Below are 26351 nucleotides of genomic sequence, written 5' to 3' on the forward strand. Positions count from 1 at the left end.
GTACGGAGCGACGTTCCGCTGCGTTCCGCGCCCACTATCTCGCTGAAATCCCTTCGGCCCCGGATTCCTGCCTGCCATCGGCGGTGATGCCACGCGGCCATGTTTTAGGCGTACGCTTGCCCGGCGCTGGGCTATCTTCAGCTTGCGCACCGACATGAGGTCAGTATGCAAGCTGCTCCGTTCCGACTTCCCCAATGGACCTGGTGGTTGCCGCTGCCGCTGCTGCATCTGGCTACCTGGGTGTCCCTGCTGACTCAAGCGTCCAGCGGTCTCGCCGTGTGGTATCTGCCCTTCGCGCTTGGCCTGGTGTTCTGCCTCTGGTGGGGCGCGCGGGTGCTGCCCGCCATTTACCTCAACGCACTGCTCAGCGTGCCGTTGTGGGACCTGAACTTCTACTGGGCACCGCTGTACGCCTTGCCGGAAACCCTCAGCGTGGCCGCCGGCTGGTGGGCGCTCAGGCGCTCGGGATGCCACGCGGACCTGCGCGACTTCCCTGAACTGCTGCGCTTCATGCTCTACGGCGTGCTCCTGCCGGTCAGCCTGCTGGTCTACGGCGAGCAACTGGCCCTGATACTGAGCGGCAACCTTGCCCGCGACAGCTGGGGCAACGCCACGCTGTTGGTCTGGCCTGGCGCCTGCCTGACGACCCTGGCCGTGAGCCTGCCGCTGCTGACTTACCTGACGCCGCTGTTCAGCCGCCGCGGCTGGGTGCCCGAGCCGGTGGAAGCACTGCCCGAAACCCTGCACCATCTGCCGCCATGGCCGCTGTTGTTGGCGTTGGCGTTGCTCATCCCGTGGCTGATTACGGTGGTGCCGCTGATCCTCACCTTGCCGCCCATCGGCATGATGATGCTCGGCCTGGCGCTGGTCTGGGGGTTTCCCGGTGCTCTCTGCGGAGCGGGACTCACCGCCCTGACTGTGCTTGCCCTGCCGGCGCTGCGGAAGCTGGATGGCGGGACAGGCCTGGCCGATCCGCAGTGGGGCGTCGAGCTGTACTTCAGCGTGCTGCTGCTGATGATGTCGGCGCTGCTGGTGGGACGCAGCCTCAGCGACCTGCGCCTGGCCCTCGGCCGGCGCGATGCGATGCAGAAGGAGCTGGCCCTGACCAACCTGGCGCTTCAGGCCAGTCCCCTGGGAGTGACCATCGTCGACGCGCGCCAGCCTGACCAGCCGTTGATCTACTGCAACCCCGCCTTCGAACAGATGAGTGGCTATTCGCGGGAAGAGGCGCTGGGAAACCATTGGCGTTTCCTGCTCCACCATGACCGCAACCAGTCCGAGCTGCCACGTCTCCAGGACGCGCTGCAACGTGGCGAGCAGTGCCATCTGGTGCTGCGCAACTACCGCAAGGACGGCAGCCTGTTCTGGAACGAGATCACCGTCGCGCCCATGCGGGATGACCTGGGCATCAGTCATTTCGTCGCCCTGCAGCACGACGTCAGCAGTCGCGAGATGATTTCCGAAGAGCTCGATACCCGCCGCGACGAACTGCTGCGCCAGACCCACCTGCTGAACCAGACCGAAGCCATCGCCGACATCGGCAGCTGGGTGCTGGAAATCGCCACCCTGAAAATGGCGTGGAGCGAGGGCAGTTTCCGGATCTACGAACTGGACCCTGCTGCAGGCGCTCCCAGCCTCGGTCAGATGCTCAGCTTCTTCGACCCGGCCAGCCGGGCACTGTTGGAAGACACCCTGGAACAGTGCCTGCGCAGTGCCGAACCCTTCGACGTCGAGTTGCGCATCCAGGGCGCCCGTGGCACACCGCGCTGGCTGCGGATCAAGGGACTGGCCGAACACGATGGCGACCAGGTGATCCGCATCTACGGAGCCATGCTCGACCTGACCACCCAGAAACGCTCGGAGCGCCTGCAACATGAGCGCGACAAGCACCTGCACCTGTTCTTCGAAGCGCCGCTGATCGGCATGGCACTGTGTACCCCGGACCAGCGCTGGGAAGAAGTCAACTACAAACTCTGCAGCATTCTCGGCCGCTCCCGTGAGCAATTGCGGGGTGTCGACTGGATGAGTATGACGGTGGCCGAGGATCGGGCCGCCGAAGAGGCACTGCTGGAAGACGTGCGCAAAGGTGAGCGCGACGGCTACGAGTTGGACAAGCGCTTCATGAGAGGCTCCGGCGGTACCGTGCACACGCGGGTCAATGTGCGTGGGGTGCGCGATCTCGACGGCCAGCTCTATGCCCTGCTGGCGCTGGTGGAAGACATCAGTGCCCGCCACGAGGCCGAGGCGCGCTACCGGACCTTGGTGGAACACGCGCCGGAAGCCATCCTGGTGTTCGATCCACAGCTGGGCATCGTTGAAGCCAACGAGAACGCAGCGCGCCTGTTCGGCCTGTCCCGCGAGCAGTTGAACGGCCAGATGCCCACCAGTTTCAGTCCGCAGTTGCAGGCCGATGGACGCTCGTCGCGGGAACTGGGCAATGCGTACACCCGTGCCGCGCTCAAGGGTGACACACCGACCTTTGACTGGCTGATGCGCGATGTGAACGGTCGCGTGCGTCCCTGCGAGGTCCGCCTGGTGCGTCTGCCCGGCGAAGGCCGGCCGCTGATTCGCCTGAGCATCACCGATATCTCCGAACGCCAGCGCTATCAACGCGAGATCGAGCGCCTGGCCTACAGCGACGAACTCACCGGTCTGCCCAACCGGCGGCTGCTGCTTGATCGCCTGCAGCACGCCATGGCCCGCGAGCAGCGCGAGGGCCGCTACGGCGCGCTGTTGTTCATCGACCTGGACCACTTCAAGACGGTCAACGACAGCCTCGGCCACCCCGTGGGCGACGCCCTGCTGAGGGAAGTCACTTCACGCCTGGCGGGTTGCCTGCGCAATGAAGACACCCTGGCGCGCCTAGGCGGTGACGAGTTCGTGGTGCTGCTGGAAGCCTTGGCCGACAGCCCGGAGCAGGCCGGCAAGCTGGCCGCCGAAGTGGGCGACAAGCTGCTGCAAAGCCTGCACGGCAGCTACATGATCGGTGAGTACGAACTGGTGGTCAGCGCCAGTATTGGTATCGCCCTGCACCCCTTCCTTGAACAGATCGCCGCAGACGTCCTCAAGCAGGCGGATACCGCCATGTACCGGGCCAAACAGTCCGGGCGCAACGCGCTGCACTTCTTCGCCCCCGAAATGCAGGCCGCCATCGACCAGCGCCTGCAACTGCAAAGCGAGCTGCGCCAGGCCATCGACCGGGGCCAGCTGAGCCTGGAGTTCCAGCCGCAACTGGCGCTCTCCGATGGCCGGGTGCTGGGCGCCGAAGCCTTGATGCGCTGGCACCATCCCACGCGTGGCGAGGTGCCACCGGCGCAGTTCATCCCGCTGGCGGAAGAGACCGGCCTGATCATCGAATTGTCGGACTGGATGCTCGAACGAGCCTGTTCATGCCTGGCCAACTGGCAGGCAGAGATGCCGTGGCTGGTGCTGGCCATCAACGTCAGTCCCCGCGAGTTGCGCAAACCGGGCTTCGTCGAGCGCATCAATAGCGCGCTCAAGCGCCATGGTGTGTCCGGCACTCGGCTGGAGCTGGAAATCACCGAAGGCAGCCTGCTGGAAGAAGTGGAGCAGTGCATTTCCGCCATGCAGGCACTCAAGGTCCTTGGCGTGCGCTTCGCCATCGACGATTTCGGTACGGGCTATTCATCTCTGGCCTACCTCAAGCGTCTGCCCCTCGACCGGCTGAAGATCGACCGCAGCTTTGTCGATGGACTGGCCAATGACGCGAGCGACCTGGCCCTGGTGGAAACCATCCTGGCCATTGGCCGCAACCTCGGGCTGGAATGCATCGCCGAAGGCATCGAAGGGGAAGAGCAGTTGTCCATGCTGCGCCAGCGTGGCTGCGAGCTCGGCCAGGGCTATCACTTCAGCCGGCCGCTGGACGAGGAAGGTTTCCGCAGCTGGATGCGTGATCGGGAAGGGCAGCAGCTGATGGAAAGCAGCTTGTAAGGAGTCGCGGATTCTCTGTGGGGGCGATTTCAATTGCGATTGAATTCGCGCTCACCCTGACGGGACAGATACTCCGGCGTGGCAAGGTTCGATCTAGTAGCAGGCATCCCTGTCGCAACTCCGCTGCCCACGGTCAACCCCGGCCCGGCCATCCGTGGCCGGTCGTTCGCCGGGGCAACGCATGCGTTGCTTTATCCGGCTTACCCCTTGCCTTTTGTTCTCGTCGAGTTGGGGCAGGCGTTCTTCTCGAGGTACTGAATGATGATGCCGGCCACGTCCTGTTCGGTGGTGGTCTCGATTCCTTCCAGCCCGGGCGAGGAATTCACCTCCATCACCAGTGGTCCGTGATTGGAACGCAGGATATCCACCCCCGCCACCGATAGTCCCATGACCTTGGCGGCCCTGATCGCGGTCATGCGCTCTTCCGGGGTGATCTTGATCAGGCTGGCGCTGCCCCCGCGATGCAGGTTGGAGCGGAACTCGCCGGGTTTGGCCTGGCGCTTCATCGAAGCGATCACCTTGTCGCCCACCACGAAGCAGCGGATGTCTGCGCCACCGGCTTCGCGGATGTACTCCTGCACCATGATGTTCTGCTTCAGGCCCATGAACGCCTCGATCACCGATTCGGCGGCCTTCTCCGTTTCGCACAGGACGACGCCTATGCCCTGGGTGCCTTCCAGTACCTTGATCACCAGCGGAGCGCCGTTGACCATGCGGATCAGGTCGGGGATGTCGTCGGGGGAATGGGCAAAGCCGGTCACCGGCAAGCCGATACCCTTGCGTGACAGCAGTTGCAGCGAACGCAGCTTGTCCCGCGAGCGGGTAATGGCGACCGATTCATTGAGGGGGAATACCCCCATCATTTCGAACTGGCGCAATACGGCGCAGCCATAGAAGGTGACCGAGGCGCCGATACGCGGGATCACCGCGTCGAAGCCTTCCAGCGGCTGGCCGCGATAGTGGATCTGCGGCTTGTGGCTGGCGATGTTCATATAGGCGCGCAGGGTGTCTATCACCACCATTTCATGGCCGCGCTGCTGGCCGGCCTCAACAAGGCGGCGAGTCGAATACAGGCGCGGATTGCGCGATAACACGGCGATTTTCATTGGGCACCCGGAAGGGAAAGAGTCGGTTTTTCCTGTACGTAGGTGAGCGCCGGATTGACCACCAATTGCGCCTGCACCAAGGCCTTGGAGCCCAGCAGTACGCGATAACGCATGGTCTTGCGGCAGGCCAGGGTGAACTCGATGGGCCAGACCCGGTCACCCAGGGCGAGCAGGGTGCGGATGACGTAGCGGGTCTGTGCCTGGCCGTTGGAGCTTTTTATGGTCTTTACCGTGACGACCTGCGCCTCGCAGCGGTGACGCCGTTGCACCAGGGTGCCGAGGTGCGCGGTGAACCTGACCCAGCGCTCGCCGCTCTTCTCGAAGGGGACGATGTCGCTGGCATGCAGCGTGGAGGTGCTGGCCCCGGTATCGATCTTCGCGCGAAGGCCAACCATGCCGAGTTCTGGCAGGGCGATCCATTCGCGGAGTCCGATTACGGAGAGATGGTCGAAAGTCTTCAATGCAGGCTTTCCGGTAAAGTTGGCGCATTCTAGTGGGCCGATGTGACAACTGCATCTGGCCCTGGCTGAGCTTAGACCGGGCTGACGAATGGGTCAGCCCGGGCAGGATGGAATCGAGTCATGCGTGAAAAAGACGACAAAGACGACAAGGTGCGCCTCGACAAATGGCTCTGGGCCGCGCGTTTCTTCAAGACCCGCGCCCTGGCCAAGGAAGCCATCGAGGGTGGCAAGGTCCACCATCATGGCGATCGCTGCAAGCCGTCCAAGGAACCCCGCATCGGTGACGAATATGTGATCCGCGCCGGCTTCGATGAGCGCACAGTCGTTGTCCGCGCACTATCCGCGGTGCGTCGTGGCGCCCCAGAGGCCCAGGCCCTTTACGAGGAAACTGCCGAGAGCCTGGCCAAGCGGGAAGAGGCCGCCGCCATGCGCAAGGCGGGTGCCCTTGGCATCCAGACCGATGGCCGGCCGACCAAGAAACAGCGTAGGCAAATCCACTTCCTGCGTGGCGGCAGCGAATAGGGGCGGTGAAAATCGACCTGGCCGCCGGGCTCCCGAGCGGCCGCTGATCATCGATAGAAAACACCCGCGCGGGCGATAGACAACCGGCCCTTGGTCCGCCGACGGATTTGCGCATAAAATCGCCAGCCTTTCGGCCAAATTGGCCCAAATGCAGCGAGTCCGGCATGTCCGATTTCACCCAACGTTTTCTGTTCGACGACACCGATGTGCGCGGCGAACTGGTTTCCCTCGGCGAGAGCTACGCCCACGTCCTGGCCAAGCATCCCTACCCGGAGCCGGTTGCCCAACTGCTCGGTGAAATGCTCGCCGCCGCTTCCCTGCTGGTCGGCACCCTCAAGTTCGATGGTCTGCTGGTGCTGCAGGCGCGTTCCTCCGGCGCGGTTCCGCTGCTGATGGTCGAATGCTCCAGCGACCGGGAAGTGCGTGGCATTGCCCGTTATCACGCCAGCCAGGTAAACCCGGCCGCCAGCCTGTCCGACCTGATGCCCGAAGGTTCGTTGACCCTGACCGTCGACCCGAAGCAGGGCCAGCGCTACCAGGGCATCGTCGCCCTCGAAGGCGCCAGCCTGGCCGAATGTCTTTCCAGCTATTTCGACAATTCGCAGCAGTTGCCTACCCGGTTCTGGCTCTACGCCGACGGCCGCAATGCCCGGGGCATGCTGCTCCAGGCTCTGCCGGCCGATCGCCTGAAGGATCCCGAGGCTCGTGAGGCCAACTGGCAGCACCTGACCACCCTGGCCGACACGCTGACCGCCGAGGAACTGCTCGGTCTGGACAACGAAACCGTGCTGCATCGGCTCTATCATGAAGAAGCGGTGCGCTTGTTCGATCCCCAGGCCATTCACTTCCGCTGCAGCTGTTCGCGCCAGCGTTCGGCCAATGCACTGGTGAGCCTGGGCAAGGACGACGCCGAAGCCCTGCTGCAGGAAAGCGGTGGCACCGTGGTGATCGACTGCCAGTTCTGCAATCAGCGCTACAGCTTCGACGCGGCGGATATCGCCCAGCTGTTTGCCGGTGGCGGCAGCGCCGCGCCGTCGGAAACGCGCCACTGAAAAGATGTAGCGTGCCCGCAAGGTCGCTGCGTGACCGGGGTGCGATTATCGGTCATGAATATGCCCGTCTGACAGGAGGTTTCTACCCAAAGCGGGCTTTTCTGGCATAATCGCGCGCACTTTTTTCGCTGTAGGGGGTCGCATTACCCACTACAAAACGTTTGGAGGACTCGGCTTTTCGCCGACGGGGAACCACATGACGCAAGCCAATAACGCCGTGTACACCGATATCAGCGCCGCGCAACTGGTCGAAGAGGCCATTCGCCGTGGTGAGGGTGAACTGGCCGCCAACGGTTCGTTGGTAGTGAAAACCGGTCACCGCACCGGTCGTTCTCCGGCAGATCGTTTCATCGTTCAAGAGCCGAGCACCGACGCCAAAATCGCCTGGGGCAACATTAACCGTCCCTTCCCGGCGGACAAATTCGATGCGCTGTGGAGCCGTGTTGAAGCTTATGTGACCGAAGGTGAGCGTTTCGTCTCCCACGTGCACGTCGGGGCCGATCCTGAGCACTACCTGGCCGTCAAGATGACCACCGAGACCGCCTGGCACAACCTGTTCGGCCGTTGCCTGTTCATCAACCCGGAACAGTACAACCCGCAGTCCCGCCAGGAGTGGCAGATCCTCAACGCGCCGAACTTCGTTTGCGAGCCTGAGCGTGATGGCACCAACTCCGATGGTTGCGTGATCCTCAACTTCGCCGCCAAGAAAGTGCTGATCGCCGGCATGCGCTACGCCGGTGAAATGAAGAAGGCCATGTTCTCCGTGCAGAACTTCCTGCTGCCGGAAAAAGACGTGCTGCCGATGCACTGCGCCGCCAACGTTGGCGAAGAAGGCGACACCACCCTGTTCTTCGGTCTGTCCGGCACCGGCAAGACCACCCTGTCCGCCGACGAAAGCCGTTACCTGATCGGTGACGACGAGCACGGTTGGGGCGTGGGCACTGTGTTCAACATCGAAGGCGGCTGCTACGCCAAGTGCATCGACCTTTCCGAGAAGAACGAGCCGGTAATCTGGAAAGCCATCCAGTTCGGCGCGGTGCTGGAAAACGTGGTGCTGAACCCGGAAACCCGCCTGCCCGACTACAGCGATGACAGCCTGACCCAGAACACCCGTGCGGCCTACCCGCTGCAGCTGGTCGAGAAGCGCGTCGAGGCCAACCGCGCCGGCGAGCCGAACGCAGTGATCTTCCTGACCTGCGACCTGACCGGCGTGCTGCCGCCTGTTTCGATCCTGAACAACGAGCAGGCTGCCTACCACTTCCTGTCCGGCTACACCGCGCTGGTCGGCTCCACCGAAATGGGTTCCGGCGGTGGCATCAAGTCCACCTTCTCCACCTGCTTCGGCGCGCCTTTCTTCCCGCGTCCGGCTGGCGAGTACGCTGAGCTGCTGATCAAGCGCATCCAGGGCTTCGGCTCCAAGGTGTATCTGGTCAACACCGGCTGGACCGGTGGTGGCTACGGCGTTGGCAAGCGCTTCAACATCCCGACCACCCGTGGCGTGATCGCAGCTATCCAGAGCGGCGCTCTGATCGGTGCCGAGACCGAACACCTGGACACCATCAACCTGGACGTGCCGAAGGCCGTTCCGGGCGTCGAGACCAACCTGCTCAACCCGCGCAACACCTGGGCTGACAAGGCTGCCTATGACGAAGCTGCCAAGGCCCTGGCCAAGCAGTTCGTCGAGAACTTCAAGAAGTTCGACGTCTCCGACGCCATCAAGAACGCCGGCCCGCAGCTCTAAGCTGCACCGCGTCCTTGTCGAAGAAGCCGCCTCCGGGCGGCTTTTTCATTTGTGGCCTTGTGCCGCCCCGTAGGATGGGTTGAGCGGAACGCCGCCCGACCCAGCCTGCAAAGTCCCGGGGGCCACCAGGCTTCCACTTCAAGGAGTGATGCCATGCCCGCCGCGACCCTTGCCCGTGTCTTTGGCTACGATCATTTCCGCCCTGGCCAGGAATCCGCTATCTCTGCCGTGCTGGCGGGGCGATCGGCCGCTGCCATCTTCCCCACCGGTTCCGGCAAGTCGCTGTGCTACCAGTTGCCGGCGTTGCATCTACCGCACCTGACCCTTGTGGTATCGCCATTGCTGGCGCTGATGCAGGATCAACTGGCGTTCCTCGCCCGCCACGGTATCGCCGCTGCCAGCATCGACTCGGCACAGAGCCGTGAGGAGGCTGCCGAGGTCATGGCGCGGGCCCGTTCCGGTGAGCTGAAAATCCTGATGATTTCCGTGGAGCGACTGAAGAACGAGCGCTTCCGTGGCTTCATTCAGCAGGTACCGATTTCCCTGCTGGTGGTGGACGAGGCCCACTGCATTTCCGAGTGGGGCCACAACTTCCGCCCCGACTACCTCAAGCTGCCCGAGTACCAGCGCCAGTTCGGCATCCCCCAGGTGCTACTGCTCACCGCCACGGCGACGCCGACGGTGATCGCCGATATGCAGCGCAAGTTCGCCATCGCCGATGCCGATGTCATCACCACCGGCTTTTACCGCCCCAACCTGAACCTGCTGGTCGAGCCGGTGGCTCGCGAGCGCAAGCTGGAGCGGCTGGTGGAGTGGCTGGGAGAACGCATAGGGCAGCCGGCGATCGTCTACGTGACCTTGCAGAAGACCGCCGAAGAGGTCGCCGCGCGCCTGAGCGAACGTGACGTCGCCGCCAGCGCCTATCACGCGGGCATGCCCCATGAGGAGCGCGAGGCGCTGCAGCGCCGGTTCATGGCCGGGCAGGTCAATGTGATGGTGGCCACCATCGCGTTCGGCATGGGCATCGACAAGAGCGACATCCGCCAGGTGGTGCACTACGACCTGCCCAAGTCGGTGGAAAACTACAGCCAGGAGATCGGCCGCGCCGGGCGCGACGGCGAGCCGTCGGACTGCCTGGTGCTGGCCAACCGCGACAGCCTCAACGTGCTGGAGAACTTCGTCTATGGCGACACGCCGGAGCTTTCCGGCATCCGCCAGGTACTGGCTGAGCTCAAGGCGGCTGGGCAGGGTGGCGATCGCTGGGAGCTGATGCTGGGTGCGCTCTCCGACCAGAGCAACATTCGCCAGTTGCCGCTCAAGACCTTGCTGGTGCAATTGGAGCTGCGCGGCATCATCGCGCCGCTCTACGCCTACTTCGCCGAGTACCGTTTCAAGCACCTTCTGGAACCCGAGGCCCTGCTGGCGCAATTCGAGGGCGAGCGCCGCCAGTTCGTCGACGCCTTGCTGCGCACCTCTACTCGCGCGCGTACCTGGTGCACCGTGGACTTCGATCGCCTCAACCGCGAACACAGTGCTGAACGGAGCCGCGTGGTGAAGGCCCTGGACTACTTCCAGGAGCGCGGCTGGATCGAGCTGGAAAGCAAGCAGATGACCGAGGTCTACGCACTGAGCACACCCGACTTCGAGCCTGAGGCGTTGGCCGTGGAGCTGCACGATTACTTCCACCAGCAGGAACGCAGCGAGATAACCCGCATCCAGTCGATGCTGGCGCTGTTCGCCAGCGAGACCTGCCTCAGTGCGCGGCTGGCCAACTATTTCGGTGACCATGACGTCCCGGAGCGCTGCGGCCACTGCTCGGTCTGCCAGGGACGCGTGGCATACCTCCCGGCACCGCCAGCACTGTCGCCACTGGCGGAGCGCAACTTCAGCGCCCTGTGTGGCGGCTTCATCCAGCGCTTCGAAGAGCTGAAGGGGGAGCGGCCGGGTGTCGAGTGCCTCACGCGCATGCTTTGTGGTATCACCGCGCCGCTATTCACCCGCCTCAAGGCTCGCAACCTGCCAGGCTTTGCCGCGTTGGAAGCCTACCCCTACGCCGAAGTGCGCGATTGGGTGGGCCGGCACGCGGGGTGAGATCTGGCAAGCATTCGGATTATTCGATCGATAGCTTCGTTAATCAGTGTTGGAAGCGGGTGAGGCGGCTGCTTAGGATAGCGCCACTTTCTAATCAGCCCACTCCCTGGAGTACACCATGCATATCGATGAGGCCATCCGCAGCCGCCGCGCCATCAAGGCCTACGACACAGACCACAGCATCAGCCGCGAAGACAAGGACGAGTTGCTGCAACTGGCCCTGCTCGCACCCACCGCCTTCAACCTGCAGCACGTGCGGCTGGTGGAAGTCAGTGACCCAGCCCTGCGCCAGCGCATTCGCGATGTGGCCTGGGATCAGTCCCAGGTCACCGAAGCCTCGATGCTGGTGATCGTCTGCGCCCGCCTCGATGCCTGGGAGAAGGACGCCGCCCGCGTCTGGGCAGAAGCGCCGCAGCCGGTGCAGGAGTTCATGGCCGGCGCCATCGACAACTACTACCGTGACAAGCCCCGGGTGCAACGCGATGAAGTGATGCGCAGCTGCGGCCTGGTTGCCCAGACCCTGATGCTCGCTGCCCGCGGCAAGGGCCTGGATACCTGCCCCATGGACGGCTTCGACTTCGACGCCGTGGCCGATCTGATTCGCCTGCCGGAGAACCATGCCATTGGCCTGATGGTCGCCGTCGGCAAGCAGGCGGTCGCCGCCAGGCCGCGCATCGGCAAACTGGCCTTCGACGAAGCGGTGATCCGCAACCAGTTCTGACTTGCTTTGGAGCGTTGGGCTTCGCTTCGCTCTGCACCAACCTACGAAACGCCGCCTCTGCCTTTGCAGTGGCGGCGTTTTCATTTCCTCGAGATCAATGCGTAGGGTGCGTTGTGCGCACTGCGGTTCCCGAGCCGGTCTTTCGGTGCGCGCAACGCACCCTGCTCAAGCCCCTCATATTCTGCCGATGCTCATCAAACGCTCGATCAGCCATTGCAGGGCCTCATCCTCCTCGCGCTGGGCCACGCTCAACAGGTCGAGGTGGAAAGGGCCAAGGGCGAAGGGCAGGGGATGTACCTGCAGCGGGAGCAGACTGGCGAAGTGCTGGGCCAAGCGCGCTGGCAACACCACGGTGAGATCGGTGCTGGCGACGATATGCGCCGCCTGCAGGTAGTTGGGTGTCGTGTAGACGATGTCCCGTGCCAGCCCTTGCTCCCCCAGCCATTGATCGACCATGCCTTTGGTCTGGCCACCGTGTACCCAGAGGTGGCGTAGCCTGAGAAAGCCGGACAGGTCGGGCGCTTCCTGCATTTGCGGATGGTCGCGGCGGGCCACCAGACGCAGGGATTCGCTCATCCATCGGCGGCTGGCGAAACGCGAGGGAATGCTTTCGAAGCGGCCCAGTACCAGGTCCAGTTCGCCCTGGTCCAACGCGGCGGCGGGCAGGCTCGGCGAGAGATGGCGAATGGCGATCTTCACTCCCGGTGCTTCTTCCGCCAGTTGCTGCAGCAGGCGCGGCATGCAGATCAGCTCCACGTAGTCCGTCACTGCGATGGTGAAGCGCTGGCGGCTACGCGCCGGGTCGAAACCTTCGCCGATGACCAGGCTTTGTTCGATCTGCTTGAGCGCGGCACGAATCGGGGATTCCAGGGCCAATGCTCGTGGCGTCGGCTGCATCGCCCGGCCCACGCGCACGAGCAAAGGGTCGCCGAGCAGCTCGCGCAGCCGATTGAGCGCATTGCTCACCGCCGGCTGGCTGAGGGAGAGGCGTTCCGCTGCGCGCGAGACGTTGCGTTCGCGCAGCAGGGCGTCCAGTACCCGTAGGAGGTTGAGGTCGAAGTTCGAAATATTCACCAGGGAAATGCCATCTATCACAAGACTAAATTTCAAAAATAGTACCGTCTTCCTTAAGGTGATTGGCGATTTCGTCTCCCCATCAGAACAACAAGAGGGCCAGCGATGACCCAGAACGCATTCAACATCCAGCGGGCCGCCGTGATCGGTGCCGGCACCATGGGCCGAGGTATCGTCATGAGCCTGGCCAGCGCCGGCCTCGAAGTCCTGTGGCTGGACAACAATCCGCAGATGCTGGAGCAGGCTCTTGGCGTGGTGGCGGACACTTACGCCCACAACGTGCGCCAGGGCCGCATCAGTGAGGCCCAGGCCACCGAGCGCATTGCGCACATTCGGGCGGTGGGCAGCTATGACGATCTCGCCGAGGTCGATCTGGTGATCGAAGCGGTATATGAGAACCTCGAACTCAAGCAAACCATCTTCCGCGAGCTGGACGCCCGTCTGAAGCCGGCGGCGATCCTGGCCAGCAACACCTCGGCCCTGGATATCGATGCCATCGCCGCCGTTACCGGGCGCCCGGAGCAGGTCTTGGGTCTGCACTTCTTCAGCCCGGCGCACATCATGAAGTTGCTGGAAATCGTCCGTGGCGCACGCACCGCGCCCGCTGTACTGGACGCTGCACTAGCGTTGGGCCAACGCATGGGTAAGGTCAGCGTGGTGGCAGGCAACTGCAAGGGCTTCATTGGTAACCGCATGCTCCATACCTATGTGCGCGAGGCGCGGATGATGCTGCTGGAAGGCGCCTATCCGCATCAGGTGGACAGTGCGCTACAGGGTTTCGGCTTCGCCATGGGACCGTTCCGCATGTACGACGTGGTGGGCATCGACCTGGAATGGCGCGCCCGCGAGTTGTCCGGAAAGGGTAATGACGACCCCGCGGTACAGGTGGATAACCGCCTCTGCGCGATGGGCCGTTTCGGCCAGAAGGCGCGCATGGGCTACTACCGCTACGCCGAAGGTAGCCGCCAGGCCGAACCCGACCCGGAAGTGGACGCACTGGTGCTGCAAGTATCCGAGCAGCTTGGCTTCGACCGTCGGGAGATCGGCCCCGAGGAAATCCTCGAGCGCAGCCTGCTGGCCCTGGTCAACGAAGGGGCGAAGATCCTCGAAGAAGGTATCGCTAACTCCAGCGCCGATATCGACACCGTTTATCTCAATGGCTACGGCTTCCCGGTGGACAAGGGCGGGCCAATGGCCTGGGCCGACAGCCAGGGCCTGCCGGCCATCCGCAAGCGCCTGCAGGCACTGGCCGAACGCTTTGGCCCCCATTGGCAGCCGACCACGCTGATCCGTCGCCTGGCCGCATCTGACCGTCACTTCGCCGACTACCAACAGGAGGCCTGACCATGGCTTACAAGGCACCCCTGCGCGACATGCGCTTCGTGCTCCACGAACTTTTCGACGTCGCCGGCCACTGCGAGCTGCTGGCCAACGGGTTGGACCGTGAACTGATCGACGGTGTACTGGAGGAAGGTGCGCGTTACGCGAGCGAAGTGGTTTCGCCACTGAACCGCAACAGCGACGAAGAAGGCGTGATCCTGGAACAGGGCGCGGTGACTACGCCCAAGGGCTTCCGCGAGGCCTATCGGCAGTACTGCGACAATGGCTGGGCCAGCATGACCGGTCCGCAGGAGTTCGGCGGCCAGGGTTTCCCGCAGATGGTCGCCTGCAGTTTCCACGAAATGCTGATGGGCGCCAGCCTGTCGTTCCGCGTGTACTCCGGACTCACCGAAGGTGCCGTGCTGGCGCTGTACAAGCACGGCAGCGACACGCTCAAGCAGGCTTACCTGGAAAAGCTGGTGAGCGGTCAATGGGCCGGCACCATGTGCCTCACCGAACCCCAGGCCGGCACCGATCTGGCTCTGCTGCGCACCCGCGCCGAGCCCCAGGCCGATGGCAGCTACAAGGTCAGTGGCAGCAAGATCTTCATCAGCGGTGGCGAGCAGGATCTCTCCGAGAACATCGTCCACCTGGTGCTGGCGCGCCTGCCGGATGCCCCGGTTGGAGTGAAGGGCATCAGCCTGCTGCTGGTTCCCAAGTTCATCGCCAATCCGGATGGTACGCCGGGGGCGAAGAATGCCCTGGGCTGCGGCGCCATCGAACACAAGATGGGCATCAAGGGCGCTGCCACCTGCGTCATGAACTTCGACGGCGCCACTGGCTGGCTGATCGGCGAAGCCAACCAGGGCCTGGCCTGCATGTTCACCATGATGAACGACGCGCGCTTTCAGGTCGGCCTGCAAGGGCTCGGCATCGGTGAGCAGGCCTTCCAGGGTGCCCTTGCCTATGCCCGCGAGCGGCTGCAGTCGCGCGCCTTGAGCGGGCCGGCGGCGCCGGACAAACCGGCGGACCCGATCATCCACCACCCCGATGTCCGGCGCATGCTGCTGACCCAGAAGACCCTGGTGGAAGGTAGTCGCATGCTGGCTGTCTACTGCGCTCGCCAGCTGGACCTGGAGCACGGCCACCCGGATGCCACCCAGCGCAAGGCCGCCGGTCGGCGTGCGGCGCTGCTGATTCCCATCGTCAAGGCCTTCTTCACCGACATGGGCCAGGAAGTGGCCAGCCTCGGGGTACAGGTCTACGGTGGCCACGGCTTCATCCGCGAGTGGGGCATGGAACAGCTGATGCGCGACAGCCGCATCACGCAGCTTTACGAAGGCACCAACGGCATCCAGGCGCTCGACCTGATCCGTCGCAAGCTGATGGGTGATGGCGGGGCCGAGCTGGCCGCCTTGCAGGACGAAATCGCCGCGCTGGCCGATGCCCAGTTGCAGCGTGCCGAGTTGGCCGAACTGGCTGGCGCCGTGCTGGCGCGTCTGCAGGAGTGGCGTGGGCTGAGCGCGACCCTGCTGGATCGGGTGCGGGAGAACCCTGAAGAAATTGGAGCCGCCTCAGTGGACTTCCTGCAGTACTCGGCCTATGTGCTATTGGCGGGCTTCTGGTTGCAGGCCGCAGCGCGGGCCCAGGACATCCTGGATTCCGGCACGTCGGAGGCGGACTTCTACCAGGCCAAGTTGCACAGCGCGCGTTTCTATCTGCGTCGCGTGCTGCCGCGCGCCAGCAGTCATCGTGAAGCCCTGTTGGGCGGAGCAGACTGCCTGATGGCATTGCCCGAGGCTCATTTCGCGTTTTGACGGCGTTTACCGTCGCGGTACGCCTGGACAACAACAAGGGAGGACGCCCGGATGCAGCCCTTCAGCTTTGCCACCACCGCGCAGATTCTTTGCGAATCCGGCTCGGCCGCACGCCTGGCCGAACTCTGCCGCGAGCGCGGTGCCCAGCGCGTTGTGCTGGTGACCGATCCCGGCATCACCCGGCTCGGCCTGCTGGACGATATCCTCCTCGGATTCGCTCTCGAGGGCCTCAGCGTTGCGGTCTACGACCAGGTCCAGGCTGATCCGCCCGAGGCAGTGGTGCTGGAGGCCGTGGAACTGGCGAAGGTCCTTGGCGCCGAGCTGGTGGTGGGCTTTGGCGGTGGTAGCTCGATGGACGTGGCCAAGCTGGTGGCGTTGCTGGCCCACCCTGACTGCCGCCAGGACCTGGCGGACATCTATGGAGTGGGCAACGCGCGCGGTCGGCGCCTGCCGCTGCTGCAGGTACCAACTACCGCTGGCACCGGCTCCGAGGTGACGCCGATCGCCATCGTCACTACTGGCGAGACCACCAAGATGGGTGTTGTCTCACCGCTGCTGCTGCCGGACCTCGCGTTGCTGGATGCAGACCTGACCCTCGGCCTGCCGCCAGCGGTCACCGCGGCAACCGGGATCGACGCCATGGTTCACGCCATCGAGTCTTACACCAGCAAGCTGAAGAAGAACCCGCTGTCCGACCTGCTGGGCCGCGAAGCGTTACGCCTCCTGGCCGGCAACCTCGACGCGGTAGTCCAGGACGGCCGCAACCGCGAAGCACGGCAGGCCATGTTGCTGGGTGCGTGCCTCGCCGGCCAGGCATTCGCCAATGCGCCGGTGGCAGCTGTGCATGCACTGGCCTACCCGCTGGGTGGGCACTTCCATATTCCCCATGGTCTCTCCAACGCCCTGGTGCTGCCCCACGTGCTGAGTTTCAACGCCTCGGCAGCTGCCCCGCTCTACGCAGAGCTGGCGCCGCTGGTGCTTGGCAGCAATCTCAGGCCGGGCAGCGAGGCGCAGCTCACCGAGCAGTTGATCCGCGAACTCGCCGCCTACAGTGAACGCAGCGGGTTGCCCACGCGCTTGCGTGATGCCGGAGTACCCGAGGCGATGCTGCCGCGCCTGGCGAGCGATGCCATGTTGCAACAACGGCTGTTGGTGAATAATCCGCGCGAGGTCAGCGAAGAGCAGGCCCTGGCTATCTACCAGTCGGCCTTCTGACCCTCCTGTAGGAGCCAGCTTGATGGCGAATGCAGCTGTTCGCGAGCAAGCTCGCTCCTGCATGAGTCGATCCAACCGAACCCAGGGAACCCCATGAGCCAACCCCAACACATGCGCGTTGACTACCGCCACTTCCAGCCCATCACCACGCGCTGGCATGACAACGATATCTACGGCCATGTGAACAACGTGGTCTATTACGGATTCTTCGACAGTGCCGTGAACACCTACCTGATCGAGCAAGGCGGGCTGGATATCCACGAAGGTAACGTGGTGGGTTTCGTGGTGAGCTCCTCCTGCGACTACTTCGCCTCCATCGCTTTCCCCGACCGCATCGAGGTCGGACTGCGGGTGGGCAAGCTGGGCAACAGCTCGGTGCAGTACGAGCTGGCGATCTTCAAGCAGGGCGAGATCGACGCCTGCGCGGCCGGACGTTTCGTCCATGTCTTCGTCGATCGTGAGAACAACCGGCCGGTGCCGATTCCCGAGACGCTGCGTGCAGCGTTGGCGGAGTTGGTGGTGGAGGGCTGACGCATTTCTTTCGTAGGGGCGAATTCATTCGCGAAGGGCAGCGTAGCTGTCCCCTTGATAGCGTCAGGGGCAGACCGGCGGTCTGCATGGCAAATGAATTCGCCCCTACAGACAACTTTCACCCAGTCGACCCGAAACGGCTGAAATAGCGACATCTGTCAGCCCGACCGTCCATCCGCTCTACCCATCGTTTGCGTGAATCCGCACAATGCGCGCCAAACCCGAATCGTCCTGACCGGCTGCGAGGTGAAACACCACGCGGCAGGGTTCTTTCTTTTCGCTTGATCTGCAGCATGGAGGGCGGGACGCGATCGGGGTCCAATCTCCATTCCGGGGCCGGCTCGTAGTGCGGCCCGATGTTCAGCGGTACCTGCCATGACTCATGCAAACGGCTCCATCCTGCAACGCTTGAAACGCACCAGCCTGGTGACTCGGATCATCGTCGGCCTGATCGCCGGCATCGCCCTCGCCCTGATCACTCCCCAGTACGCCAGCGCCGTCGGCCTGCTCGGCAAACTCTTCGTCATGGCGCTGAAGGCCGTGGCACCCGTGCTGGTGTTCGTCCTGGTGATCGCTGCCATCGCCAATCACAAGCCGGGCGAGCGTACGCATATCCGCCCGATTCTCGTGCTCTACCTGATCGGTACCTTCTCCGCCGCCGTGGTGGCGGTGATGGCTTCCAGTCTCTTTCCCTCGACCCTCACCCTGGCCACTGGCGCTGCCGACCTGGCGCCGCCCAGCAACATCTCCGAGGTGTTGCTGAGCCTGCTGGGCAGTGCCGTGGCCAACCCGGTGACTGCCCTGACGGAGGCCAACTTCATCGGCATCCTGGTCTGGGCCGTGGGCCTGGGTATTGCCATTCGCCAGGGCAGCGAAACCACCCGCAACGTGTTCAGTGACCTGTCCCATGGTGTGTCGCTGATCGTACGCGTGGTGATCAGCTTCGCCCCGCTGGGCATCTTCGGCCTGGTTGCCTCGACCCTCGCCGAGAACGGCATTGGCGTGCTGGCCGACTACGCCCACCTGCTGGCGGTGCTGCTGGGCTGCATGTTGTTCGTGGCCTTCGTCGTGAACCCGCTGATCGTATTCTCGAAGATTCGCCGCAACCCCTATCCGCTGGTGCTGACCTGCCTGCGTGAAAGCGGCATCACCGCGTTCTTCACCCGCAGTTCGGCAGCCAACATTCCGGTCAACCTGCAGCTGGCGGAGAAGCTTGGCCTGCATGAGGACACCTACTCGGTCTCCATTCCGCTGGGCGCCACCATCAACATGGCCGGCGCAGCCATCACCATCACCGTGCTGACCCTGGCGGCAGTGAAGACGCTGGGGATCGTCGTCGACATTCCCACCGCGATCCTGCTCAGCGTCGTAGCCTCGATCTGCGCCTGTGGCGCTTCCGGTGTGGCGGGGGGCTCGCTGCTGCTGATCCCGCTGGCCTGCAGCCTGTTTGGCATCCCCAGTGAAGTGGCGATGCAAGTCGTGGCCGTTGGCTTCATCATCGGCATCCTCCAGGATGCCGCCGAGACCGCGCTGAACTCCTCCACCGACGTGCTCTTCACCGCAGCTGCCTGCATGGCCAGCGGCGATGTGGACGAAGTGCGTGCCGAGCAGCTCGGCTGATTTCGGCCTGAAATGAAAAAGCCCGGCATAGGCCGGGCTTTTTCATGGGGGCAGCAATCAGTGGCGATGCTTGCGGTGCTTGTGATGGCCGTCGTGATCGTCCTTGGTCAGCTCGGTGGCGATGGCGCCGCCCGCTGCACCGCCCAGGCCTGCGCCGATGGCAGAACCGGTGGAGCCGCCCAGTGCGCGGCCGGCTACCGAGCCACCCGCAGCGCCCAGACCGCCGCCGATTGCGGCTTCGGTCTTCTTGCCGCTCCTGGCGGTCATTGCGCCACCCGCAGCGCCACCCAGACCGGCGCCGATGGCAGCGCCAGTGCTGCCGCCCACGGCATTGCCGACGACGTTACCCAGGACGCCGCCGAGGCCGCCACCGATGGCGTTGTTGGTGGTTTCGCCGGCCACGACGGCTTGGGTTGCCAGCAGGCTGAGGGCGAGGGCGGTTACTGCTTTACGCATGTTGCAGAGTCTCCATTTCAAAAAGAGGGTCCATGGCTCCGCGGGCCTGCCGCAGTGCCCATGACACAAGTCAGATTATGAATTCGGGAGGGGGGCGGCTGTCTCTCGACCAGGCCGCAGGTCTAGAAAAAGCCCGCTTCAAGCGGGCTTTTTCGGTTAGCGGGGTTGATCAATCATCCCAGTCGCCGTGGTGACGGTGCTTGTGCTTGCGATGACCCCAGGCGTGGCCTCTGCCAGGGTGATCGCGGTAGGCGCGACGATAGTGGCGATGGTCATCATCGTAGTCGTCATCGTCGTAGCGGTTCCGGTCACCGAACTCGTTGCCGAGGGCGCCACCGGCGCCACCGCCGAGCGCTGCACCGATCAGGCCGCCAGTGGTGCCGCCCATTTGCCGGCCGACAACCTGACCACCCGCTGCGCCCAAGCCGCCGCCGATGGCAGCTTCGGTACGGTTACGTTTCGGGGCTGCTACTGCACCGCCCGCGGCACCACCTACGCCGGCGCCAATGGCTGCGCCAGTGCTGCCGCCAACAGCGTTGCCGACAACGGACCCCAGGACCCCGCCCAGCGCACCGCCAATACCGGCATCGGTATTACCGCCTGCGAAGACGCTGCCGCTGGCGAGGCCAAGAGACAGAAGAAGGATCGAGGTGTACTTCATGGTGAGGATCGCCTCAGTGGTTTTGGTGAGGCGATATTTACTGTGGGAAATTACTTACGCAAGTGCCAGACGACGAAAAGTATCAACTTTTCATATTTTTTTAATTGTCTGATTTTGCAGCAGAACTTTTTCTGATTCGGGCTGTCTGAGACCTATTCCCGCCCGCATTTTCCGCGTCTTTCAGGTCTTTTCAGATGCTGGCGAAGTGCCCATGAACTTAAAGTTCCGTCGAGCCTTTATATAGGCATTGATTCCGTATTTCAAATTGTTTCTTGAAAGTTAAGTTAGAGAAACAAACTTCCCCTACTTAAGTTTCAAATTGGTATTCGCCGCAGTCCGGCATTCGGACTGCGGCGAATTCGTACGCGCGCAGGGGCGCTATTCGGTAGGCGAAGCCGCATCCCTAGAGGATGCGGTTGTTGTCGCGGGAGGCTTCGAGGCGGATAGCCACGAACTTGGAGGTGGGGGTGTAGCTGCCGTCGCCGTAGCTTTCCAACGGTACCAGCGGGTTGGTTTCCGGGTAATAGGCGGCGGCCTGGCCGGCGGGAATGTCGAATGCCAGCAGGAAGAAACCGGAAACGCGACGTTCCACGCCGTCATCCCACAGCGTCACCATGTCGACTTTCTGGCCGGGCTCGAAGCCTAGGCGGCGGATGTCCGCCTCGTTGGCGAAGACCACCTCGCGCTGGCCGCGTACGCCGCGATAGCGGTCGTCCAGGCCGTAGATGGTGGTGTTGTACTGGTCGTGGGAGCGCAGGGTCTGGAGGATCAGATGCGGCGTCTCGCCCGTGCTGCGGACTTTCTCGTGGAGCAGGTCGGCCGGTAGTGGGTTCGACTTGAAGTTGGCGCGGCCGCTGGCAGTGCTCCACTGCCGGTCGTTTGCGGTATTGCCCAGGTAGAACCCGCCCGGGTGCTGCACGCGTTGGTTGAAGTCCTTGAAGCCGGGAATGGTATCGGCGATGAGATCACGTATGCGGTCGTAGTTGGCGAGCAGGGCGTCCCAGTCCACCGGATGGTTGCCCAGGGTGGCCTTGGCGATGCCGGCGATGATGGCCGGCTCCGATCGCATCTCGCGGGACGACGGCTCCAATTGGCCGTAGGACGCGTGAATCATGCTAAAGGAGTCTTCCACCGTCACGGCTTGCGGGCCTTCCAGTTGGCGGTCGATATCGGTACGGCCGAGGCAGGGCAGGATCAGTGCTTCCTGGCCGACGGTCAGGTGGCTGCGGTTGAGCTTGGTGCTGATCTGTACCGTCAGATCGCAGCGCTGCAAGGCGGCATGGGTGCGTTGGCTGTCCGGCGTGGCCTGGGCGAAGTTGCCGCCCAGGCCGATGAAGACCCTGGCGTCGCCATCGAGCATCGCGTTGATCGCTTCCACGGTGTTGTGGCCGCTCTCCCGAGGAACCTTAAAGCCGAAGCGCGTTTCCAGGGCATCGAGCAGCGCCACTGGAGGCCGATCATTGATACCCATGGTGCGGTCGCCCTGCACGTTGCTGTGGCCACGAACCGGGCAAAGGCCGGCGCCGGGGCGGCCGACGTTGCCGCGCAATAGCTGCAGGTTGACGATTTCATGGATGGTCGGCACCGAATGGCGGTGCTGGGTGATGCCCATTGCCCAGCAGACAATCACGTTGCGGGCATTACGATAGATGCGCGCGGATATCTCGATTTCTTCCAGCGTCAGGCCCGATTGCGCCTCGATGTGCGCCCAGGGCGTGGCATCCACCTCGGCCAGGTAGGCGTCAACGCCGAGGGTGTGCTCTGCGATGAAGGCATGGTCGAACACCGGTGTCTCGCCCTTTGCCTGGGCTTCCCGTTCCCATTGCAGCAGGAACTTTGCGATGCCGCGAATGGCGGCCATGTCGCCGCCCAGCGCCGGGCGGAAGAATGCGGTGTTCAGCGGCCGGGACCCGTTACTGAGCATTTCCAGTGCATGTTGCGGATGCTGGAAGCGCTCAAGGCCGCGTTCCTTGAGCGGATTGAAGCAGACCACCTGGGCGCCCCTTTGCACGGCTTCGCGTAGCGGCTCGAGCATGCGCGGGTGATTGGTGCCGGGGTTCTGGCCGAACACGAAGATGGCGTCGGCGTGTTCGAAGTCGTGGAAGGTCACGCTGCCCTTGCCGACCCCGATGCTCTGGCTCAGCGCGACACCGCTGGCTTCGTGGCACATGTTCGAGCAATCGGGGAAGTTGTTGGTGCCGAAGGCGCGGACGAACAACTGATACAGGTAGGCCGCCTCGTTGCTGGCGCGGCCGGAGGTGTAGAACTCCGCCTGGTTGGGGCTTTCCAGGTTGCGCAGGTGGCGTGCCACCTGGGCGAAGGCGTGTTCCCAGCTGACCGGTACGTAGTGGTCGGTCTGCCTGTCGTAGCGCATGGGCTGGGTCAGGCGGCCCTGGTATTCGAGCCAGTAATCGCTCTGTTCGCGCAACTGGCTGACGCTATAGCGGGCGAAGAAGGCGGCATCGACCCGACGCTTGGTGGCTTCCCAGTTGACCGCCTTGGCGCCGTTCTCGCAGAACTTGATGCGGCCGTCTTCGGGGGAGTCTCCCCAGGCGCAGCCGGGACAATCGAAGCCGCCGTTCTGGTTGGTCTTGAGCAGTGCGCGAAGGTTCTTGAACGGCTGTTTGCTGTCCAGCCAGAAGCGAGTGACGCTTTTCAGCGCACCCCAGCCAGCCGCGGCGCCTTTGTAGGGTTTGTAGCGAGGTTGTACGGGTTGGAGGCTCATTCTTTCGGGGCTTTCGCGTCTGGCGCCGGGCTGTAGACCCGTGGTGCGCTGTGATGGGGCAGATGGATGAGGTTGAGGTGATGCCGACGTGCCCATTCCACTGTCAGGGTGGTGGGGGCGGAGAGGCTGACCAGCGTGGACAGGCCCGCGCGCACCGCCTTGTGGATAAGTTCCAGGCTGCAGCGGCTGGTGACCACGGCGAAACCGCTGCGAGGGTCGAGCCCCTGGCGCAACAGGGCGCCGATCAGTTTGTCGAGGGCGTTGTGGCGGCCAATGTCTTCGCGGCACAGGCGCAATTGGCCATCGGCATCGACGAATAGCGCAGCGTGCAGTGCACCACTGCGTCGGGCCAGTTCCTGGGCGTCGTTGATGCGTTGACGAAGGTCGACGAAGTGTTCCGTCGGCGGCAATGGGGCCGGCGTCAGGGAGCGGAGCTCCGGCAGCGCCTGTTCCAGCGCTTCCACACCACAGAGTCCGCAGCCGGTCGTGCCGGCCAGGTTGCGGCGCTGTTCCTTGAGCGACCAGAAGGCGCGATTGCCAATATCCACCTCGGCGTGCAAGGCAATGCCTTCGCCCTCGAGCTGGATGTCATAGATATCGTCGATTGACTGCACCACCGCGCTGCTCAGGCTGAAACCGGCGACGAAGTCTTCCAGGGCACTGGGGGAAACCATCATGACGGCATAGCTGATGCCGTTATACGAAATCGCCAGGGCGCACTCTTCGGCCAGGGCGGCATCTTCCACGCGCGCATCACCGTCCAGTTCGGCATATTGGTAGCCGGCTGGTTCGGGCGGGTTTTCCACAGCAGTGAGATGGCGCTTGGCGTCTGGGTCTGGCATGGAAATGCCCCCTGCGACGGATTGACTCAGCCATCCTAGGCCCGCCTGGCACGGGCGTCTAATCGCTATTCCCGATTCATTGATCGAGTGCGTCTATCGGATGGTTGAATCCAGCGCCAATAGGGCCTTGGCTTCGGAGAAACAGGCGTCAGCCAGCGCCGAGCGCGGGGCACCACGCCGCAGGATGAGGCCCAGCGACGCCAGGGTGCGGGCATCCTCAATGGGGGTCAGCGTCAGGTGCTCGGTGAAGTCGTCGAGGCCGCTATCGAGCGGCATGATCGCGCAGCACAGGCCGGCGCTGACGGCCTGTAGGAGCTGATGCACGGCGTCTGTTTCCAGTCTCGGCTGGGGCGACAGGCCTCGACTGCGGAAGCCATGGTCAATGGACTGGCGAAAGTGCATACCACCTGATAGCAATCCCAGTGGCAGGTCCACCAGGCTCTCCCAAGGCAGAGCCGGCGTGTCGAAGCTGAAGTGGCGACGGTCATGCAAAAGGCCCATGCGGGCCTGCGCAAGCTCCAGGCTTTCGAAGTGCTCGCGGTCCAGGCGGTCGAGGTAGGACAGACCGAGGTCCAGCTGGTTGCGCGCCAGGCCTTCGAGAATCTGCTCGGAGCTCATGGAGAACAGCTGGAAGCGCAGGCTCGGGTGCGGCACGGAGAAGGCTTCTACCAGACGCATGGGGTCGAAACCGGCCAGCGGCACTACACCGAGACGCAAGGTACCGACGAGCTGGCCGCGACAGGCCGCCGCTTCGGCGTAGAGGCCGTCATGGGCCGCGAGCAGGGTGCGCGCCCAGGCCAGTACGCGCAGGCCCGCGTCGGTGAACCCTTCGAAGCGCTGGCCCCGGACCACCAGCTCCAGGCCGAGCTCTTCTTCCAGGCTGCGCAGGCGCATGGACAGCGTCGGCTGGGTGACATGGCAGCGCGCGGCGGCCTGGCCGAAGTGACGGGTTTCCTCCAGCGCGATGAGGAACTTCAGTTGCTTGATGTCCATGCCGGCTCCTTGGGGTGTCTGGCGATTCTAGCCTGTCGTCGCCGCACGGCGGTGTTGCTGGGACGGGCGTCTAGACTTCCACTTCCCAGGCGCCGGGCGCCTTCTTAGCGGAACGAGAGGATCTGTCATGGGCATCTTCGACTTTGTCAAAGAAGCGGGTGTGAAGCTGTGGGAAACCCTGGTGGGCCAGGAGGCCCAGGCTGCCGAGTCGCTGAAGGAGCATGTGGCCAAGGTGGGCTTGGGCAATCCCGCCATCGAGCTGACGGTAGAAGGTGACAAGGTCATTGCCCGTGGTGAAGTGGCGACCCAGGAAGAGAAGGAGAAAATCCTCCTGGCCCTGGGCAATGTCGAGGGCGTAGCCCAGGTCGAGGACCAGATCAGCGTCACCGCACCTCCTGTGGCACCGGCACGTTTCGTCACCGTGAAGAAGGGCGACACCCTCAGCGCCATTGCCAAGGCCGAGTACGGCAACGCAAATGCCTACATGAAGATCTTCGAGGCTAACAAGCCGATGCTCTCGCACCCGGACAAGATCTATCCGGGGCAGGTGCTGCGCATTCCCGAATGACGATCTGCTGCGCGTCGGAATAACTGCCTTGAGAATGGCTTCGGGCTGCTCATTTACAACTTGTAGACTTCGCTCCCTCAGCCATTCCCGCCTAGTTCTTCTCTAGCTCGCAAGAACGTGGATAGACGATGGTCAGAGACCTTCCACGAGCGTCCGATAGCTCTCCACCGCAGCGAATTCCTCGGTGTCTTTCGGACCCTTGCGACTGTCCGGAGCGCGCACTGCCAGCAGTTGGGCGATGCCGTACTGACGTGCGCTACGCAGGATCGGCAGGCTGTCGTCGATGAACAGGCTGCGCGTCGCATCGAAGCCGAAGTCGTGCTGCAGGGCGTGCCAGAACTGCTGGTCTTCCTTGGGGTAGCCGTAATCATGGGAGCTGATCAGGCGATCGAACCAGGGCGCCAGCTCCACTCGCTCCAGCTTCAGCGACAGCGAATCGCGGTGGGCGTTGGTGATCAACGCTACGCGCTTGCCGGCGCGGCGCAGTGCGGCGAGGAAGAGGTCGGCGTCCGGGCGCAGGGCGATCAAGTGTGCGACTTCTCGTTTGAGGTCGCGGATCGACAGACGCAGCTCGCGACTCCAGAAGTCCGTGCAATACCAATTCAGCTGTCCGGCGTTGTCGCGGAACAGTGGCAGCAACTCGGCGTCGGCCAGCTCACGGCTGATGCCGTGGTGCTCGGCATAGCGCTGCGGCAGGTATTCCATCCAGAAGTGGTTGTCGAAGTGCAGGTCGAGCAGGGTGCCGTCCATGTCGAGCAGGACGGTGTCGATCGCATTCCAGGGCAATTGCGGCATGGGCGGTATCGGTCGTTGGATGTCTGTCGCCCGTGCATCACTGGCCGTCGCGGGCACGCAATCTCCGGCGGGGACAATCGGCAAAGGCG

21 protein-coding genes are annotated in these 26351 nt (G+C 63.6%); 12 read left to right on the top strand and 9 right to left on the bottom strand.

Going from position 1 to position 26351, the window contains the following annotated elements; translation table 11 throughout:
• Positions 1 to 165: 165 nt before the first annotated feature.
• A complete protein-coding gene (locus E8E75_RS24595) occupies positions 166 to 3951 on the top strand; it encodes an EAL domain-containing protein (protein WP_153919003.1) in 3786 nt (1261 codons plus the stop codon).
• Positions 3952 to 4151: 200 nt separating this feature from the next.
• On the opposite strand, the gene rimK is transcribed toward E8E75_RS24595, so the two are convergent.
• Both rimK and E8E75_RS24605 read right to left on the bottom strand, forming a co-directional pair.
• Positions 4152 to 5057, bottom strand: coding sequence for a 30S ribosomal protein S6--L-glutamate ligase (rimK, locus tag E8E75_RS24600; RefSeq protein ID WP_120654039.1), 906 nt, complete (start codon positions 5055 to 5057; stop codon positions 4152 to 4154).
• The gene (locus E8E75_RS24605) at positions 5054 to 5491 is read right to left on the bottom strand and encodes an ATP-dependent zinc protease (protein WP_256658068.1); all 438 of its coding nucleotides are present in this window, start codon (positions 5489 to 5491) and stop codon (positions 5054 to 5056) included. The genes rimK and E8E75_RS24605 overlap by 4 nt, the downstream gene beginning before the upstream one ends.
• 147 nt (positions 5492 to 5638) lie before the next feature.
• Between E8E75_RS24605 and E8E75_RS24610 the strand changes: the two genes are divergently transcribed.
• The 5 genes from E8E75_RS24610 to E8E75_RS24630 all read left to right on the top strand — a co-directional run bounded on the left by E8E75_RS24610 (position 5639) and on the right by E8E75_RS24630 (position 11645).
• Positions 5639 to 6040, top strand: a complete 402-nt coding sequence (locus E8E75_RS24610) for a S4 domain-containing protein (protein WP_120654040.1) — start codon at positions 5639 to 5641, stop codon at positions 6038 to 6040.
• 164 nt (positions 6041 to 6204) lie between these two features.
• Positions 6205 to 7092 (top strand): Hsp33 family molecular chaperone HslO, encoded by an 888-nt coding sequence (gene hslO / locus E8E75_RS24615; RefSeq protein WP_120654041.1) that lies wholly within the window; start codon positions 6205 to 6207, stop codon positions 7090 to 7092.
• Between the two features lie 196 nt (positions 7093 to 7288).
• Positions 7289 to 8833, top strand: coding sequence for a phosphoenolpyruvate carboxykinase (locus E8E75_RS24620; protein WP_120654042.1), 1545 nt, complete (start codon positions 7289 to 7291; stop codon positions 8831 to 8833).
• A 153-nt stretch (positions 8834 to 8986) separates the two neighbouring features.
• Entirely contained in the window at positions 8987 to 10924 is a 1938-nt protein-coding gene (locus tag E8E75_RS24625; protein WP_153918999.1) for an ATP-dependent DNA helicase RecQ, read from the top strand.
• A 118-nt stretch (positions 10925 to 11042) separates the two neighbouring features.
• Entirely contained in the window at positions 11043 to 11645 is a 603-nt protein-coding gene (locus E8E75_RS24630) for a nitroreductase family protein (protein ID WP_120654044.1), read from the top strand.
• Between the two features lie 174 nt (positions 11646 to 11819).
• Here the strand turns inward: E8E75_RS24630 and E8E75_RS24635 are convergent, their stop codons facing one another.
• On the bottom strand, positions 11820 to 12719 hold the full coding sequence (locus tag E8E75_RS24635; protein ID WP_120655325.1) for a LysR family transcriptional regulator: 900 nt from the start codon (positions 12717 to 12719) through the stop codon (positions 11820 to 11822).
• A gap of 105 nt (positions 12720 to 12824) precedes the next feature.
• On the opposite strand from E8E75_RS24635, the gene E8E75_RS24640 reads away from it, so the two are divergent.
• The 5 genes from E8E75_RS24640 to sstT all read left to right on the top strand — a co-directional run bounded on the left by E8E75_RS24640 (position 12825) and on the right by sstT (position 19222).
• Positions 12825 to 14063 (top strand): 3-hydroxyacyl-CoA dehydrogenase, encoded by a 1239-nt coding sequence (locus tag E8E75_RS24640; protein ID WP_120654045.1) that lies wholly within the window; start codon positions 12825 to 12827, stop codon positions 14061 to 14063.
• A gap of 2 nt (positions 14064 to 14065) precedes the next feature.
• Positions 14066 to 15856 (top strand): acyl-CoA dehydrogenase C-terminal domain-containing protein, encoded by a 1791-nt coding sequence (locus E8E75_RS24645; protein WP_120654046.1) that lies wholly within the window; start codon positions 14066 to 14068, stop codon positions 15854 to 15856.
• A 51-nt stretch (positions 15857 to 15907) separates the two neighbouring features.
• The gene (locus tag E8E75_RS24650) at positions 15908 to 17071 is read left to right on the top strand and encodes an iron-containing alcohol dehydrogenase (protein WP_153918993.1); all 1164 of its coding nucleotides are present in this window, start codon (positions 15908 to 15910) and stop codon (positions 17069 to 17071) included.
• Positions 17072 to 17164: 93 nt separating this feature from the next.
• Entirely contained in the window at positions 17165 to 17602 is a 438-nt protein-coding gene (locus E8E75_RS24655) for a thioesterase family protein (RefSeq protein WP_153918990.1), read from the top strand.
• 375 nt (positions 17603 to 17977) lie between these two features.
• Positions 17978 to 19222 carry a serine/threonine transporter SstT gene (gene sstT / locus E8E75_RS24660; protein ID WP_120654049.1) on the top strand — a complete coding sequence of 415 codons (1245 nt, stop codon included), beginning with the start codon at positions 17978 to 17980 and terminating at the stop codon, positions 19220 to 19222.
• A gap of 57 nt (positions 19223 to 19279) precedes the next feature.
• On the opposite strand, the gene E8E75_RS24665 is transcribed toward sstT, so the two are convergent.
• The 5 genes from E8E75_RS24665 to E8E75_RS24685 form a co-directional block, all read right to left on the bottom strand.
• Entirely contained in the window at positions 19280 to 19678 is a 399-nt protein-coding gene (locus E8E75_RS24665; RefSeq protein WP_120654050.1) for a glycine zipper domain-containing protein, read from the bottom strand.
• A gap of 169 nt (positions 19679 to 19847) precedes the next feature.
• Complete coding sequence (locus E8E75_RS24670; RefSeq protein ID WP_120654051.1) at positions 19848 to 20339, bottom strand: hypothetical protein; 492 nt, start codon at positions 20337 to 20339, stop codon at positions 19848 to 19850.
• A 403-nt stretch (positions 20340 to 20742) separates the two neighbouring features.
• Positions 20743 to 23064, bottom strand: coding sequence for an FdhF/YdeP family oxidoreductase (locus E8E75_RS24675; RefSeq protein ID WP_153918987.1), 2322 nt, complete (start codon positions 23062 to 23064; stop codon positions 20743 to 20745).
• The gene (fdhD, locus tag E8E75_RS24680; RefSeq protein ID WP_153918984.1) at positions 23061 to 23906 is read right to left on the bottom strand and encodes a formate dehydrogenase accessory sulfurtransferase FdhD; all 846 of its coding nucleotides are present in this window, start codon (positions 23904 to 23906) and stop codon (positions 23061 to 23063) included. Before fdhD ends, E8E75_RS24675 begins: the two co-directional genes overlap by 4 nt.
• A gap of 93 nt (positions 23907 to 23999) precedes the next feature.
• The gene (locus E8E75_RS24685) at positions 24000 to 24899 is read right to left on the bottom strand and encodes a LysR family transcriptional regulator (protein WP_153918981.1); all 900 of its coding nucleotides are present in this window, start codon (positions 24897 to 24899) and stop codon (positions 24000 to 24002) included.
• 127 nt (positions 24900 to 25026) lie between these two features.
• Here E8E75_RS24685 and lysM point away from each other — a divergent pair, with 127 nt between their 5' ends.
• On the top strand, positions 25027 to 25467 hold the full coding sequence (gene lysM, locus E8E75_RS24690) for a peptidoglycan-binding protein LysM (protein WP_153918979.1): 441 nt from the start codon (positions 25027 to 25029) through the stop codon (positions 25465 to 25467).
• Positions 25468 to 25599: 132 nt separating this feature from the next.
• On the opposite strand, the gene yrfG is transcribed toward lysM, so the two are convergent.
• Entirely contained in the window at positions 25600 to 26262 is a 663-nt protein-coding gene (gene yrfG, locus E8E75_RS24695; RefSeq protein WP_120654056.1) for a GMP/IMP nucleotidase, read from the bottom strand.
• Positions 26263 to 26351: the final 89 nt, after the last annotated feature.

It is taken from the genome of Pseudomonas sp. BN606, from assembly GCF_029873115.1.
Lineage (GTDB): Bacteria > Pseudomonadota > Gammaproteobacteria > Pseudomonadales > Pseudomonadaceae > Metapseudomonas.